The sequence below is a fragment of the Bacillus sp. CDB3 genome (assembly GCF_002081505.1).
GTDB classification, from domain to species: domain Bacteria; phylum Bacillota; class Bacilli; order Bacillales; family Bacillaceae_G; genus Bacillus_A; species Bacillus_A cereus_AT.
This window is the reverse complement of sequence record NZ_ALBR01000025.1, coordinates 77,178-93,735: the sequence shown is the minus strand read 5'-3', so window position 1 is coordinate 93,735 and position 16,558 is coordinate 77,178. Positions and strand designations below refer to the sequence as shown.

Here is a 16,558-nt window from a genome sequence, read left to right as displayed (position 1 = left end):
TTTTTAAATACCTTTTCACAAGCGAAATGATTATCTAGTAAATGCTGCGGTTACACCACCATCAACTGTAATCATACATCCTGTTGTTTTATCTGCCTTTGAAGAGGCAAAGAAAGCAATCGATTCAGCGATGTCTTTCGAATAAATATTAACTAATAATGTTGTGCGTTTACGGTAATGCTCTTCTAACTGATCCGGCTCGATACCGTATGCCGCGGCACGTTCTTCACGCCATTTTGAACCCCAAATAGCTGATCCTTGCAGAACCGCATCGGGAAGAACTGAATTTACACGAATACCATACTCACCGCCTTCAGCTGCAATACATCTCGCTAAATGCGTTTCGAGTGCTTTTACAGAGCTGTATGCTGTGGCGTTTTTCCCGGCATACACAGAATTTTTTGAGCCGACAAATACCATGTTTCCGCCAATTCCTTGCTGTTTCATTTGCTTGAACGCTTCACGTGCCACTAAAAAGTATCCCGTTCCAAGTACGTTCATATTTAAATTCCATTCTTGAAGTGTTGTTTCATCAAATGGACTAGACGTCGCAAGTCCTGCATTGTTCACGATACTATCAACGCCTCCGTAAGTAAGAGCCGCCTGCTCAAACGCCGCCTTCACTTCTTCTTCTTTTGTTACATCCATTTTCACCGCAATCGCACGTTCTTCGCCGTACTTTTCGTTAATTTCAGCCGCAACTTTTTCTGCCCCTTCAAAGTTCAAGTCGGCAAGTACTACATGAGCACCTTCTGAAACGAGGCAGCGTCCCGTTTCACTTCCAATTCCGCCAGCACCCCCTGTAATAAAAGCAACTTTGCGGGAAAATTCCGCTTCAGCTGGTGCTAGTGATAATTTATATAACTCTAATGGCCAGTACTCCACATTGTAAGATTCATTTTCACCCAGAGAAACGAAACGTCCCAGTGTTGTGGAACCTTTCATTACCGCAATCGCCCTATGATACAGCGCACCACTTACTTTTGACATCGCCACATTTTTACCGGTATTCACCATACCGATACCAGGAATTAAAATAACGCGAGGTGCAGATTCAAACATTTGGTCTCCTTCGTATTTGTTACGTTCAAAGTAAGCTTTATACTCTTCTTTAAAGTTTTCTACACCAGCTTTCATTTTCTCTATTAATTCATCTAAGTCTTTCGTTTGCGGATCCCAATCGATATAAAGAGGACTGCGCTTTGTATGAACTAAATGATCCGGACAAGCCGCTCCAACTTGCGAAAGCTCTCGTGCATTGTGGCTGTTTACAAATTGAAGTACTTCATCTGTATCGTCATAGGATAATAGCATTTTCTTTTCATCACTGACTGCCCCGCGAGTAATCGGCATTACTTTTGCAAGAATGCCTCTACGCTCTTCTACTGAAAGAGCTTCGTATTTTTGGCCTCCAAATATAGTACTTTCATTCACTCGCTCATTAATATATTGTTCTGCCTCATTAATAACCGCAATCGTTTTTTCATAACTTTGCTTTGCCGTATCTCCCCAAACGACTAAGCCGTGTTTTTCCATTAATACTAGTTCAGCATTTGGGTTATTTTTCACGCCTTCTGCAATCATTTTAGATAACGTAAATCCAGGACGCACATACGGAACCCAAACGAAACGATTACCGTAAATCTCCTCGGCAATTTGTCTTCCGTTATGTGCGCAGCAAAGACTAATAATGGCATCTGGATGTGTATGATCCACATGTTTAAAAGGTAAGAAAGCATGCAATAATGTTTCGATGGACGCACGCGGATGCTTGCTGTCAATCATACAATGCGCTAAGTACTCTACCATTTCTTCATCTGGCATTTCTTCGCGCTCCATTAATAAACGAATGTCTTCCATTCTTAAACCAGTAAAGTTTTTTGCTTTCATAGTCGCTAAATCAGATCCGCTTCCTTTAACCCACATGACCTCTACATCATGACCACGAAAATCTTTTTCCACTGTTTTTACCGATGTGTTTCCGCCACCCCAATTACATACTGCACGATCTGCTCCAATTAAATTCGAACGATACACTAATTCGTCTACTCCTTGCGATAATTGTGATTCCTTTGTTTCGTTCCATAAGCTATTAACCATATTTTTAACCTCCGTTATTTTTTATTGTTCTATTATTTCGGATACGAAAATAGTGTGTATCCGTACTTACAATTCTTTTCAGCACTACAATTGCTACACTTTCATTCCAATGCGGAAAAATATGCTCTATAGTAATCCCCCGATATACAATCAGGGGATCTTTTCATTAATGGTATAATGGACCAAAGTTTTGGCAGGCGCGATAATCTGCTGCTTCTGGATCTTTTGTTCCGAACATTCCCCATGCACTCGGTCTGAAGATATTCTCTTCTTTGACGTTATGCATATTTACAGGAATTCGGAGCATGGAAGCAAGAGTAATTAAATCATTGCCAATATGTCCGTAGCTTATTACACAGTGATTAGCACCCCAATTATTCATCACAGTGTAAACATCTTTAAAGGCACCTTCTCCCGTTATATTTGGTACAAACCATGTTGTTGGCCAAGTTGGATCGGTTCTATCATCCAATACGTCGTGAACCTCTTCTGGTATTTCAACCGTATAACCTTCTGCAATTTGTAAAACAGGGCCTAATCCTTTAACAAGATTGAGACGCGCTGCTGTTACAGGCATATTTCCCTTTGTTAAGAAATCACTCGAGAATCCGCCCCCGCGGAAATATCCTGTCGAAGCTGGTCTCCAGGAAGTAGCTGCTAGACAATTTTGAGCTTCTTCCTCCGTAATTTCCCAAAATGGTTTTATAGCAGGCTTTCCATCTTTCGTTTGTTGTCCTGTACCATCAAGTGCAGCGGAACCAGAGTTAATCATATGAATAAACCCATTTGACGCCAATCCCTCAGGCTTATGCCCTGTCACACGTTCTACCGCCTCCGGGCTCCAATACGTTCTTACATCTGCAAAAACTTGAGCCGTATTTGTTAATAAATGGCCAAATAGCATCGTAACCCCATTTAAACTATCATTTTCAGTAGCCATAATGTATGGAGGACGAATTCCGTTCCAATCAAAGGAGGAATTTAAAATCGTTTCCATAAAATCGCCATTCGGGAAATGGTCCGTCCATTGACGCTGACCTTGGAAACCTGCAGAAATGGCGTTATGTCCTAGTGCTTCTTCACCATAGCCAAGTTCCTCTAGTTTCGGATTTCCTACCATAAGATCTCTTGCAATTAACGTCATTTTAACGCTAGTTTCCCAATCTTTATTCTTTTGCTCCCTTGATCGTTGCATTTCTTCCGAATTATTATCTGGACCTTCTAGGCAATACTCTTTCACCCAATTTAAAGCCTTTTCATATTCTTCCTTATCATAAATCTCTTCATCTATCCTTCTTACAAATTCGGTCATGTCAATATATTCATTTCTCATACCTAAATACTCTTGGAAAAATTCAGGCTGAACGGTACTACCGGCAATCCCCATAGATACAGATCCCATCGAAAGATACGATTTTCCTTTTAGAGTGGCAACAACAAGGCCAGACTTTGCAAATTGGAGTAACTTTTCCTGCACATCCTCAGGAATGGATGTATCACTTAAATCTTGCACATCTTTCCCGTATATTCCGAAAGCCGGGATGCCCTTTTGATTGTGGGCAGCTAAGACTGCCGCTAGATACACTGCCCCTGGACGTTCTGTTCCATTAAATCCCCATACTGCTTTTGGAATATTTGGATTCATATCCATTGTTTCAGAACCATAGCACCAGCATGGTGTAACAGTAATAGAAACACCGACTCCCTCTACTGCAAATTTTTCAGCCGCTTTGGCCGCTTCAGTCACACCGCCAATACATGTATCAGCGATGACACATTCTACTGCCTCGCCATTATAATGACGCAAGTTTTCAGTTAATAAATTTGCTACCGATTTTGCGAGATTCATCGTCATATCTTCAAGAGATTCACGTACACCATTTCTTCTTCCATCAATAGTTGGCCTAATTCCGATTTTCGGTAATTTATTGTAAAATCTATTATGAACTGGTTTCATTTTAAAGCCCCCCTCTTACTACATTTTTATCGATTATTTCAATAAAACGACCGTATGCTTCCTGCCATTCTAATTGATTTTGAGGTTGATACTGTTTAACAGGAAACGAATTTTCAACAATTTCTCTACCTTCCTTTAAATCTTTTATTTTTCCTAGTGTGATCCATTGCGATAATGCATTTCCAATTGAGCTCGCTTCAACCGGTCCCGCTATAACAGGACGGTTTGTCGCATTTGCGGTAAATTGACAAAATAAATCATTTTGAATGCCTCCGCCGCCCATATGGATAACCTCTACTGATTTTCCAGTTAAAGATTCCAGTTTCTCTAAGACCCACCTGTACTTGAGTGAAAGACTCTCCAAAATACAACGGAGGAAACTTCCTTCCGTTTCAGGCAGCTGTTGACCACTCTTTATACAGAAATCTCGAATTTGTTTTGGCATATTTTCCGGATTGAAGAAAGAAGGATCATCTGGGTCTATGAAATGTGCAAATGGCCTTGTATTTCGAATTAACATTGCTTCTTCTTCGTAAGTAAAAAGCTTGCCTTCTTTTGCCCAAGCCGCCCTACATTCTTGAATGAGCCATAACCCCATAATATTTTTCAGTAGCCGAAACTCGCCATCTGCCGTTCCTTCATTTGTAAAGCCCCATTCCAAAGCCTGTTCATTAATGACAGGATCCTTCACTTGAACTCCCATTAAGATCCACGTACCACAACTCATAAATGCAGAATTTTCTGACTTTATAGGCAGTGCAGCAAGAGCACAAGCTGTATCATGTCCTGTACCAGCAATAACCTTAACAGGTTTCATGCCAAATTCGTTATGAATAGAAGCAAGTGTCGGACCAAGTGTCGTTCCCGCCATCACAATATTTCCCATGATTTCTCTCGGCAAATTTAACTTAGTCATAAGGGTAGTATCCCAATTACGCTCATGAATATAAAATAACGATGTCGTTGTACTAATCGTATATTCATTCGCTTTTTCACCGGAAAATAAATAACTCAATAAGTTTGGTGTTAATAATAGAGTTTTTGCCTTTTCCATTAAATCCGGGTTGTTTTTTTGTATCGTATAAAGTTGACAAATCGTATTAATTGCTGCTGGCGCGACTCCAGTTCTAGAGAACAAAACCTCCTTTGGAACTACTTCCGTTATTTCTTTTAAACTATCATTTGTATGCGGATCTCTATAAGAATAAGGATTGCTAAGCAATTCCCCTGTTGCAGAGAGAAGTCCGAAATCAACGCCCCACGTATCGATAGACAAACTTTCAATCGACTTATGACCGTTTTGAATACTTTTCCCAATTCCATTCTTCATTTCTTGGAATATCCTTAAAATATCCCAATAATAATGACCTGTTGCGTAAACCGGGCGATTGGAGAACCGGTGAACCTCTTCAAGATAAAGGCGTTTTCCATCAAATCCACTTACCATTAAACGCCCATTGGATGCACCTAAATCAAAAGCCCAAACTTTTTCCATTCATTCACACCCCTCGGAAACACTTCAACTACTCCGCATCTTTTAGTAGTTGTAATCTATATTTCTCAGAAGATAGATTTCTTAATTCGTGACATTCTTCCTCTGTAAGGATTCTTGGCGCGCCTACTGTCGATGCAATCGTATATACTTTTGCCGCTTCTTCTAGAATTTGCATTAAAAAATATGCTTCTTTCATTGTTTTACCAACCGTCAATACGCCGTGATTTCTCATTACTACTACATCATTTTCTTCAATTACATCTGATACCGCGTTAGCCAATACTTCTGTAGTCGGAATCATATATTCAAGGTAAGCCACACTTTTGATCATTGCCGGAAAATCTGGGAATAGACTCGGAATGGTATGACCAGTACATGATACACCTACCGAATAACTTGGATGAGCGTGTAAAACAGCTGTTATATCAGGACGCTTACGAAAACATTCTAAATGCATTAATATTTCAGAAGATGGTTTTAAATCATCCAATATCTCACCTGTTTCAATATTGACACGTACCCACTCGTGGTCTTCTATCTCTTGTAAATCAAAACCGCTAGGAGAGATATACATCATATTCCCGTCTCTCATACTTAAATTCCCACCTGCTCCTACTACAAGACCAGTTTGGACAATCTTATTTGCATATAATTTCAAATCATTTATTACATTAGACAATGTTATACACCTCAGTTTCTATTTTTATTATTGCTAGTTTCGTTTTAAATTTTATTGATATAGAACTTCCTTAATTTTTGGATCATCAATGTTCTTTTTATCGTACCAATAGAAACCAGTGTCAATTGTTTTGGATACTTGTTTCCCATCTAAGTTCTCAACAGCAGCTTTAACAGTTTCATAACCAATTCCAATTGGATTTTGTGTAATCGCACCTGCCATTACCCCGCTCTTAATCGCATCAATTTGTAGTTTTCCAGAGTCAAAGCCAACTACTACTACACTCTTTTTGTTCAATTCTTTAACAGCATTTACTACCCCAATCGCAGAACCTTCATTTGTACCGAAAATACCTTTTACATTTGGGTGCGCTTGCATAATTGCCTTAGCAGCATCAGTCGATTTTAATTGATCACCGCTACCATATTGAATATCGACAATTTTGATGTCCGGATACTTTGATTTGATTGTATTTACAAAGCCATCTCGGCGTTCAACACCTGTTTTACTTGTCTGGTCGTGAGCAACTACTGCTACTTCCCCTTTTTCCCCAACTAATCCAGCCATTTTCTCAGCTGCAAGAGCTGCTGCCGCTTTATTATCTGTTGCAGCTGTTGCTACAGGGATATCTCCCTCAACACCTGAGTCAAATGCAACAACCGGAATTTTTTGTCTTTGCTTGTTCTAATAAAGGAAGAGCAGCCTTAGAGTCTAATGCGGCAAAACCAATCGCATCTGGTTTTTTATCAAGTGTGCTACGTAGCATTTCAACTTGTTTATCAACCTGTGCTTCCGTTTCAGGACCTACAAATGTAATATTCACCTTATACTCATCTGCTGCTTGCTCCGCCCCTTTTTTAACTGCCTGCCAAAATTGATGCTGGAACCCTTTTGAAATAATCGCAACATAGCGCTTACCGTCATCTTTTGCAGGAGCATTACTATCCTTACTTCCCGTGCTTGCATTGTTTGAAGAACATGCTCCCATAAACATTGAGATTGCGAGAATTGACGATAAAACTATGCCTGTTTTTGCTTTTTTCATCTAAAATTCCCCCTATATATTGTTTTATTTAAAAAACAGTATCACAGTTAATTCTTTGCTTTTTTGTTTCGCAATACATCTGCGTAAACTGCTAATAAGATAACAGCCCCAACAACTACTGTTTGCCATTCTTGAGGCACTGAAAGGATTTGAAGACCATTAGTTAACACACTCATAATCAATGCACCGATAACAGTACCAAGAATTGTTCCTTTACCACCACTTAAAGAAGTTCCCCCAATAACTACTGCTGCGATTGCTTCCAATTCATATCCTGCTCCTAAAGCAGGCTGAGCAGAATTTAAACGAGATGCCATTATTATCCCTGCGACACCAGTAAAAACACCTGCAAGCATGTAGATTATTATTTTCCACTTATCCACATTCACTCCAGAAAGACGAGTTGCTTCTTCATTGCTTCCTAGTGCAAATGTATATCTGCCGATTATCGTTTTATTTAAAATTAAGCTTGCGAAAATGGCCATTCCAAAAAAGATGAAAACAGCATTCGGAATAGCAAAACCAGGGATAATAGAACCCATCGCAATTTTGTTAAAGCTCGGTATAGAAGTAAAATAAATTGGAGTAGCTTTAGAAATAACAAGTGCCAATCCTTTCGCGATCATCATCATAGCTAACGTTGCAATAAATGGTGGAATCTTCAATTTTGCAATCGCAGCTCCAGAAATCAACCCTACTACGGCACCTATTAAAATCCCTAAGGTAACAGCTACCCAAACCGGTAAACCTAAGTTGACAGCAAAAACACCGGTCATAACCGAAGACAAGGTCAGTACGGTTCCACACGATAAATCAATTCCACTTGTAACGATAATCATCGTTGCACCTAGAGCAAGGATGCCCGTAACAGCTGTCGATAGAAAGATTCCTATAATGTTATCAAATTGCAGAAAATTAGCTGAAGCAATTGAAAAAATGACAACAAGTACAATTAAACTTGCAAATGCTAGAAGCTGCTGAAGAGCATTTGAATTAATCCCTTTCCTCATCTTCCCTTCAACTGGAAGTTCGACTACCTTTTGTATTTCCATTCTTGTTCACTCCTTTATCATCCGTTAGTATCCATTACGTAATTCGTTTTGTTGCAAGAGTCATAATTGCTTCTTGCGATGCTTTTTCATCATTTTTCAGTTCTCCTGTTATCTTGCCTTCACACATGACAATCACGCGGTGACTTAGCCTTAAAATTTCAGGAAGTTCTGAGGAGATCATAATGATAGATTTTCCTTGTTCAGCTAAATCATTTAGTAATTTATAAATTTCGTCTTTTGCTCCGATATCAATACCGCGTGTTGGTTCATCAAAGATTAAGATATCTGAATCTCTAGTCAACCACTTCCCAATAACAACCTTTTGTTGATTCCCTCCTGAAAGATTTTTCACTAATTGATTACCTGACGGCGTTTTTATTTTAACCTTTTAATTAATTCCTCCGATTGTTGGTCAACTTTCGATACATGCATCCAGCCGAAAGGTTTTACATAATCTTTCATGGATGCCATTGCAATATTTGTTTTGACATCCATCCCAACGAGAAGTCCAAACTGTTTTCGATCTTCAGACAAATAGCCAATTCCATGTTGTACTGCATCAGTTGGGCTTTTAATATTTAATCGTTGGCCTTTAATAAAAATCTCCCCTGAATCTAGTGGATCTGCTCCGAATATGGCACGAGCTACTTCCGTTCTTCCAGCTCCCATCAATCCAGCAAAGCCCACGATTTCTCCTTTATACAGTTCAAAACTTACATCCTTTATCGTGTTCCCTCTCTTTAAATTTTTTACTTCAAACACTTTTTCTCCCGTTTTTTCTTTCATATCTGGTTTTTGATTGTTATCAATTTTTCTTCCGACCATCATAGAAATAATTTGTTCAATCGTTGCATCCTTTGTGTTCATCGTTCCTACGTATGTACCGTCTCGCATAATCGATACACGGTCCGTAATTTTCTTTAGCTCTTCCATACGGTGAGAAATATAAACAATTCCTACACCGTCCTGCCGTAATTTCCGAATCATCACAAACAATGCATCAATTTCGGTATCAGTTAAGGCTGCGGTTGGCTCATCCATAATCAATACTTTTGAATCAAAGGAAAGAGCCTTAGAGATTTCTACCATTTGTTGTTTCGCAACTGTTAAATTGCCTACCAATTCTCTTGGGTCTAGATGAATGTTTAACCTTTCAAATAGTTTTTTTGCTCTGTTATTTAGTTCTTTTTCATCCAAAAAAAGATTCAATAACCCTTTAGGTTCTCTTCCAATAAAAATATTTTGGGCAACTGTTAAATGCGGGGCTAAGTTAAGTTCCTGGTGAATAATGCTGATTCCCAGTCTTTGTGCTGCTTTTGTATCTGGAACCTCTATTTCTTTTCCTTCATACGCAATCGTTCCAGCATCTCTTTGATAAATCCCTGTTAAAATTTTCATTAATGTGGATTTTCCAGCTCCATTCTCACCCAACAGTGCGTGAACTTCGCCTTTTTTTAATTCAAATCGCACATTAGAAAGCGCTTGCACTCCAGGGAACGATTTACTAATCCCCTCCATTTTCAGCAATAATTCACTCATCCTATCACCTACTACCCTATCAAATTTTTAATGAAACAATATATTAGTTTAATAATGCGTTAATCAGTAACCACGCCCTTTTTTAAAATCATATTGGCATAGAGAGCACTCTCACTAGTTGCAACAATTGCATACGCCTTCTTTGCTCTCTCATAAAATGCAAAACGGTCGATCATCTCAAAACCATCAAAATGAGTATCATATTTTTTAATCACCGCATCATATGTTTCCCAAATGGAGGGCGTGGTAGGATCCCCTTTTACGACTTTCATTAATGAAACAGAATGATTACTATACGTATCGAGTGGAAAGAATTGCAAAATTGCCTGTAATACTTCAAGAACCCCATGTCCTTCACATCGAATTAGTTTCGCCCCGCAAGAGGCAGCGGGGAAATTTCCATCCGCTAAAACAATCTCATCCCCATGCCCCATTTCTAAAAGAATTTTCATTAAATCTGGACTAATTATTTTCGGTATTCCTTTTAGCATTTCTATCTCCCTTCCGATTTTTATCTTAACGAAAAGCATCATTTCAAATCGTTTTAAATACGTACGCTTTGTGCATCTATTAGTAATTGAGGTGTAAATATTTCATTAAAGGGACCTTCTTCATTATTTAAACGCTTCAATAAAATATCACCTACCCTTTCCCCCATTTCATATGGTTTGTGAGCTACTGATATAATTCCAGGTGTTTGTAATAATTGTGCTGCTTCCACATCACCAAAAGAAGCTATCACTATGTCTTCTGGTATAGAGTAGCCTCTCCTCGTTAATTCAAGAAGAACACCGAATGCCATTTCATTGTTCAAGGATAGAATAGCGGAAGGTTTCTCAGTGAAATTAAGAAAATAATCAACTGCTTTCATTCCACCCTCTCTTGTGAAAGTGCTATTAAATGTATAGTTTTCATCTTCCTGAATCCCGAATTCTTCCAAAGCTTTCTGAAACCCTTCATAACGTTCTTTACCTGTACTAACGTTTAACAGTCCATTTACAAGACCAATAGATCTATGCCCCTGTTTTAAAAGATAGCTCGTTAATTTATAAGCACTTTCAAAATTACTTTCTATAACCGAATCTAATTTTGTGTCCCCAATCTCAACAGTCCGATCAACTAAAACAATTGGTACACCGGCTTGATGAATACTTCTTACTCTTTCTTCACAACCTCCAGCAGTCGCCAATACAATAGCATCTACCCTTTGCTCTACCAATAGCTGCAACAATTTATCCTCTTTTTTAGGATTTTCATGACTGCTACAAAAAATTAGGTTATAGCCCTTTTGCTGTACAATATCTTCAATTGCCTTTGAAATTGTCATGTAATAATGGTTTGTGATATCTGGGATCACAACACCAATCGTGTATGTTTTATCTTGCTTTAAACTTCTAGCAATCGCATTTGGTTGATAATTAAGCTTTTTCACAGCTAAATAAACACGATCTTTAATGTCGTCACTTACAAATCCACTTGCGTTTAACACCCGAGATACTGTAGCTGTAGACACATTCGCTTCCATTGCAACATCTTTAATTGTAGACTTTGCCATTTCATCACTCTTTCTAAGTTTTCAAGAAATCGTTTACTTCAGTTTCGATTAAACCCTTAATTCATCCATGTAAACGATTACTTAGTAGTTTACATGGATAATAGTAATTTAATTTTCAAAATATTTCAACACTTTTTATAAACAATTTTTTTACAAAATATACACCTATACATCAGATAACCAGTTATGTGTGAGTGGAATCGTTTTTTCGTGATTAGATAGACGTTTATTACACATTCTACTGCCGTAATATCGTTCTATTGTGAAGTTTCATAGTACATAAAAAAAGAGCCTACTCGTGTGAGTTGACTCTTTCTCTACTTACCAATAAAGATAGATTTTTTCCTCGCTTTCGTAAATAATACGTAAACCGTATTTACTATTTCGAATATTTATTTGATAACGTCCTAAAATCTGGATTGATTGTTCAATTTCTGTTAATAAACCGTGCGGAATACTGCATTTCATTCACCATGATTTTGTAGTGTAAATCCGTATTCCAACTATTCTTATGTAATTCTTCTACCAATATTATTGAATGAATTTCTTTAAATTAATTTATTAATACGTCTTTTATTATATTTTACTTTATACATAAATAGGATATTACAAATATGAGATAGAATTATAGAAAATGATAGATACGAGACTCTATTATTGAAGAACTTACAACTCGTATAAAGGATATACATTTCAAAAAAATCTTATGCTATTAAACTAGTAGTCAATTTAAGTAATGCTTTATACATCGATAAAATCTTGGGGGATATTATATGGAAAAAGAAGCGCTATTAAAAAATGTAAAATCACTGTTAAAAATGCACTATGAAGGATTTCTTGGTGGAGAATTAATGCCTGAAGACGTTTTGATTAATGTCGTTCCAGATAATAAATTAATGGATGTTTTAACACTTGCTATGGCTTTGAATTATCAAAGAAATTCCTATACTTTATGGAAATCGGTTGTAAAAGCATATCAAGATGAATCAACAAAATGGATTTTCAGCCCGAATGCTGTGGCAAATAGTGAGATTGATATTTTACGGAACGCTTTACTTTTTCACCGTGTAGGATTACAATCTAATCGCCATCCAGAGATTTGGAAACGTGTAGCAATAGGACTAGTGAAATCTTCACCAAAAGAAAATGTACAAGGTCTAATTGAATCTGTTCAATTTGATATTTCTTCTTTAAAGAAAATAATGCAAGGAACACGAAAATCTGATTTTCCTTATCTTTCTGGACCAAAAATCTTTAATTACTGGCTTTACGCCTTAGAAAGTTACACAAATGTTTCCTGGAAATCCCGTGAACTTATTACAATAGCTCCAGATACACATATATTGAAAGCAACTGTAAAGTTAGGACTATGTTCATCAGAAGTATTAAATGGAACAGCTGAAGACCGGCAAACTGTGGCAAAAGCATGGGAAAATGTGTTAATGGGTAGTGGCATTGCCCCTATCGATGTTCATACTCCTTTATGGCTATGGAGTCGTGCAGGTTTTCCACCTCTTTTAGGTTTGTAATCATTAAGAAGCAATTAAAACATCCCATTCATTGTAATACTCAAATAAAACTACTTCAAATCCAGCAGTTTCGGGTCAGGTCTGCTTACTTTCACTATATTTTCGTATGTCCCATCTGAAAGAATGCATTTGAGACGCCACACCGAATATGCATTTACATAAGCGACATAGTAAAAAGAGCCAATCCCTATACACTAGAAGATTGACTCTCTCCTTTATTTATTCACCTGTTTCAGAAAATCGTTTAATTCGTTCACCGATTTCATCACGAACACGTTGAAACTCAGACCACTCTTTTCCTGCTGGATCATCAAATCCCCAATGAACACGATTCACATGCGGAGGTGTCGAAGGACAGACAGAATCTGCGTGACTACAAAGCGTAACAACTAAGTCAGCACTATTTAAAATGTTTGCATCAATTATATCTGATGTTTGATTTGTTATGTCGATATTTACTTCATTCATTGCTTTAATAGCATTTGGATTCACTCCATGCGCTTCAATGCCTGCAGAATACACATTCCACTTATCCCCTAAATATTGTTTCCCCCATGCTTCTGCCATTTGGCTTCGGCATGAATTTCCTGTACATAAAAAGTAGATTGTCTTTTTGTTCTCCATGTTGTTTTCCACCTTTGTTTTTAAGTTGATTGATCATTAAAATATTTACGTTTAAACCAAAAAGCGACGTTTACAAGTGCAATCATGACAGGTACTTCAACTAACGGTCCAATAACAGCTGCGAATGCCGCGCCTGAATGAATACCAAACACACCAACTGCTACAGCAATCGCTAACTCAAAGTTATTACTACCTGCTGTAAATGCTAACGTTGTAGTCACCGGATAGTTTGCACCAATTTTTCTTCCCATAAAGAAAGAAACGAAAAACATCACGATAAAATAAATGAATAACGGAATCGCTATTCTTACTACATCGAGTGGTACACTAACAATCATTTCCCCTTTTAAAGAGAACATAACGATGATTGTAAATAACAATGCAATGAGTGTAAGTGGACTAATCTTAGGTATAAACACCTTTTCATACCATAGTCTGCCTTTTAACTTCACAAGTACAAATCGTGTCAACATACCTGCTATAAAAGGGATTCCTAAATAGATAAACACTGATTTCGCAACTTCTGCCATTGTAATACTAACGATAGCCCCTTCAATTCCTAACCATTCCGGGATTACTGTTACGAACACGTATGCATAAACGGAGAAGAACAACATTTGAAATACTGAGTTAAAAGCAACTAAACCAGCTGCATATTCTTTGTCACCATCTGCTAGATCGTTCCAAACAATTACCATTGCAATGCAACGTGCTAAACCAATCATAATGAGCCCGACCATATATTCTGGCTTATCAGGAAGAAAAATAATTGCTAAAACAAACATAAGTACCGGCCCAATAATCCAGTTTTGTACTAAAGATAGCACTAGCACTTTGACATCTTTAAATACTCGGCCCATTTCCTCATAGCGAACTTTCGCTAATGGTGGATACATCATTACAATTAAACCAACAGCAAGCGGAATAGACGTCGTTCCAACTTGTAATGTATTCAGCCCGTCTACTACACTAGGAAACACAAATCCTAAACCAATCCCAACAGCCATCGCTAGAAAAATCCATAGTGTTAAATATCGGTCTAGAAAAGATAAACGCTTCATTTTTTCCATCTCCTATTAACAACAAGAATTTTTAACTATCTCATTAGAAGTCGTACAACAAGATGAATCTTCTATTTTGTGAACATCACTATGTGCTTTTGTATAAAAGAATTCCCACTCATTCCCATCAGGATCCGTTACCCAAAACTTATCTTGTACTGCATAGCAACAAGTCGTATCCATCTCATCACGCGCAAAGAAACCTTCTTTTTCTAATCGTTCTTTATGTAATGTGATTTCTTCAGCTGTATCCACTTGGAAACCGAAATGATTTACCTGATTTCCATTCACTTCATCTCGTACGTTCAGCGTGAAATTAAGACCTGGATTTTCTAATAAAAATTTTGCATAATCCGTTTTCACCTTCACTGGTAATACACCAAATACCTTTTCGTAAAATTCAATAGACTTCTCTAAATTCGTAACGTTTATACCGACGTGAACATATCTCATACCTTATTCCTCCTCTGTATATATCATTAATCAATTTTTTTTTGATTAATATCTCAAAATTTTAACAACAACTACCTTTTCCTGTTTTTCTAAAGATACAGCACAATTCTTCTGATAATAAATTATTTACTTCCGCATCATTTAAATCATAATAACTCCATGTACCTTTTGTTTCTTTTACAATTAAACCTGCATCTAATAAAATCTTCAAATGATAGGACAACTTAGATTGCGTCATTTCAAAAATCTCTGTTAAATCACATACACACGTCTGTCCTCGCTGGCAAAGTTCATACATAATTTCTAAACGCTTTTGATCCGCCAACGCTTTAAACTTTTTCTCATATAGCTGAAAATCTTGTGCCACTGTAGTTCACTTCCCTTCATCAACTTTTTTTTGATATTTATAGTATATACGTCGATTCAGTCTTAATGCAACTACTTCATCAACTTTTTTTGATTTATATAAAAAAAGTTCCTCGCTCATATCTTTGCTACAACAAAAAGACCATAGCTTTTTCAAAAATGAAAAACTACGGTTCTTTTTACAACTTAATAGTTAAAATATTTCCAAGGAATGGAGTCTCTATAGCTATTTTAAAATTTCAACCTGATAATTGTAGGGTGCTGCCCTTATAAACAAAACCCTCCAGAAACATCTAAAATTTGCCCCGTTACCCAGCGACTATCAGAAGAAGCAAGGAATGCTACTGCATCTGCAATATCTTCAACTTGCCCTATTCGTCCAAACACAGATGAATTTGTAGCAAAACTTTGTATTTCAGGATCATCTAGCAATTTCGCATTAATATCTGTCTTCGTATATCCGGGCATAATTGTATTCACTGTTATACCTCTTTCTCCAAGATGTTTAGCTAGAGGAAGTGTCATCGTATTTAGTGCACCTTTACTTAAACCGTATGCAATGGACCCCGTAAAACCAAGTCTTACTTCAGCTGATGAAATGTTAATAACGCGCCCCTCTGCTCGTAGTAACGGTAATGTTTGCTGAATTAAGAAGAACGGTGCTTTAATATTTACAGACATAATTTCATCAAAAACTTCTTCTGTCGTATTTTCAATCGTTCCTTGTGTACCTATCCCTGCATTGTTTACTAAAATATCAATCTCTGATGTACCAACTTTTATTTGTAATTCATTCTTTAATTGTTCTACTAGATTTTTGACACCATCAATTGAATTGAAATCTGCTTCAATTAAGAGCGCCTTTCCTCCATTAGATTCAATCTCACTAATTGTTTCATCTGCAGCTGCCTTATTTCGGCCGTAGTGAATCGCAACTAATGCACCGTCGTTTGCCAATCTCATCGCAATCGCACGACCAATACCTCGACTCCCCCCTGTTACTAACGCTACTTTCCCATCAAGATTCTTCATTTTTTCCATCCTTCCTAAATTTCCGTTTGATAAAGTGAAACTTTAATCAGTGGGGGTTTTCTTCATCCCCC

13 protein-coding genes and 3 pseudogenes are annotated in these 16,558 nt (G+C 37.4%); 1 reads left to right on the top strand and 15 read right to left on the bottom strand.

Going from position 1 to position 16,558, the window contains the following annotated elements; translation table 11 throughout:
• Positions 1-30: 30 nt before the first annotated feature.
• The 10 genes and pseudogenes from CDB3_RS08695 to CDB3_RS32235 all read right to left on the bottom strand — a co-directional run.
• Positions 31-2,100 carry a bifunctional aldolase/short-chain dehydrogenase gene (locus tag CDB3_RS08695; protein ID WP_128854135.1) on the bottom strand — a complete coding sequence of 690 codons (2,070 nt, stop codon included), beginning with the start codon at positions 2,098-2,100 and terminating at the stop codon, positions 31-33.
• A 166-nt stretch (positions 2,101-2,266) separates the two neighbouring features.
• Positions 2,267-4,057: an L-fucose isomerase gene (locus CDB3_RS08690; RefSeq protein ID WP_128854134.1), complete on the bottom strand. Its 1,791-nt coding sequence runs from the start codon at positions 4,055-4,057 to the stop codon at positions 2,267-2,269.
• Between the two features lies 1 nt (position 4,058).
• Complete coding sequence (locus CDB3_RS08685) at positions 4,059-5,552, bottom strand: rhamnulokinase (protein ID WP_128854133.1); 1,494 nt, start codon at positions 5,550-5,552, stop codon at positions 4,059-4,061.
• Between the two features lie 28 nt (positions 5,553-5,580).
• Positions 5,581-6,231 (bottom strand): class II aldolase/adducin family protein, encoded by a 651-nt coding sequence (locus tag CDB3_RS08680; RefSeq protein ID WP_128854132.1) that lies wholly within the window; start codon positions 6,229-6,231, stop codon positions 5,581-5,583.
• Between the two features lie 51 nt (positions 6,232-6,282).
• Positions 6,283-7,276 (bottom strand): annotated as a pseudogene (locus tag CDB3_RS08675) (substrate-binding domain-containing protein).
• Between the two features lie 47 nt (positions 7,277-7,323).
• Complete coding sequence (locus tag CDB3_RS08670; RefSeq protein ID WP_179139682.1) at positions 7,324-8,328, bottom strand: ABC transporter permease; 1,005 nt, start codon at positions 8,326-8,328, stop codon at positions 7,324-7,326.
• Between the two features lie 34 nt (positions 8,329-8,362).
• Positions 8,363-9,867: pseudogene (locus CDB3_RS08665) on the bottom strand (sugar ABC transporter ATP-binding protein).
• 59 nt (positions 9,868-9,926) lie between these two features.
• Positions 9,927-10,358 carry an RbsD/FucU family protein gene (locus CDB3_RS08660; RefSeq protein WP_128854131.1) on the bottom strand — a complete coding sequence of 144 codons (432 nt, stop codon included), beginning with the start codon at positions 10,356-10,358 and terminating at the stop codon, positions 9,927-9,929.
• A 53-nt stretch (positions 10,359-10,411) separates the two neighbouring features.
• Positions 10,412-11,422, bottom strand: coding sequence for a LacI family DNA-binding transcriptional regulator (locus CDB3_RS08655; protein WP_128854130.1), 1,011 nt, complete (start codon positions 11,420-11,422; stop codon positions 10,412-10,414).
• Positions 11,423-11,765: 343 nt separating this feature from the next.
• A pseudogene (locus CDB3_RS32235) lies at positions 11,766-11,966 on the bottom strand (aminoglycoside phosphotransferase family protein); the annotation flags it as partial.
• 229 nt (positions 11,967-12,195) lie between these two features.
• Between CDB3_RS32235 and CDB3_RS08645 the strand changes: the two are divergent.
• Positions 12,196-12,951, top strand: a complete 756-nt coding sequence (locus tag CDB3_RS08645) for a hypothetical protein (protein WP_128854129.1) — start codon at positions 12,196-12,198, stop codon at positions 12,949-12,951.
• 219 nt (positions 12,952-13,170) lie between these two features.
• Here CDB3_RS08645 and arsC read toward each other — a convergent pair whose 3' ends face one another.
• From arsC to CDB3_RS08615, 5 genes are all read right to left on the bottom strand, one after another.
• Entirely contained in the window at positions 13,171-13,575 is a 405-nt protein-coding gene (gene arsC, locus CDB3_RS08640) for an arsenate reductase (thioredoxin) (protein WP_000428354.1), read from the bottom strand.
• Positions 13,576-13,595: 20 nt separating this feature from the next.
• Positions 13,596-14,636, bottom strand: coding sequence for an ACR3 family arsenite efflux transporter (arsB, locus tag CDB3_RS08635; protein ID WP_142263479.1), 1,041 nt, complete (start codon positions 14,634-14,636; stop codon positions 13,596-13,598).
• A gap of 15 nt (positions 14,637-14,651) precedes the next feature.
• Positions 14,652-15,089, bottom strand: coding sequence for an ArsI/CadI family heavy metal resistance metalloenzyme (locus CDB3_RS08630; RefSeq protein WP_128854127.1), 438 nt, complete (start codon positions 15,087-15,089; stop codon positions 14,652-14,654).
• A gap of 61 nt (positions 15,090-15,150) precedes the next feature.
• Complete coding sequence (arsR, locus tag CDB3_RS08625) at positions 15,151-15,456, bottom strand: arsenical resistance operon transcriptional regulator ArsR (protein WP_000046014.1); 306 nt, start codon at positions 15,454-15,456, stop codon at positions 15,151-15,153.
• Positions 15,457-15,722: 266 nt separating this feature from the next.
• On the bottom strand, positions 15,723-16,487 hold the full coding sequence (locus CDB3_RS08615) for an SDR family oxidoreductase (RefSeq protein WP_128854125.1): 765 nt from the start codon (positions 16,485-16,487) through the stop codon (positions 15,723-15,725).
• Positions 16,488-16,558: the final 71 nt, after the last annotated feature.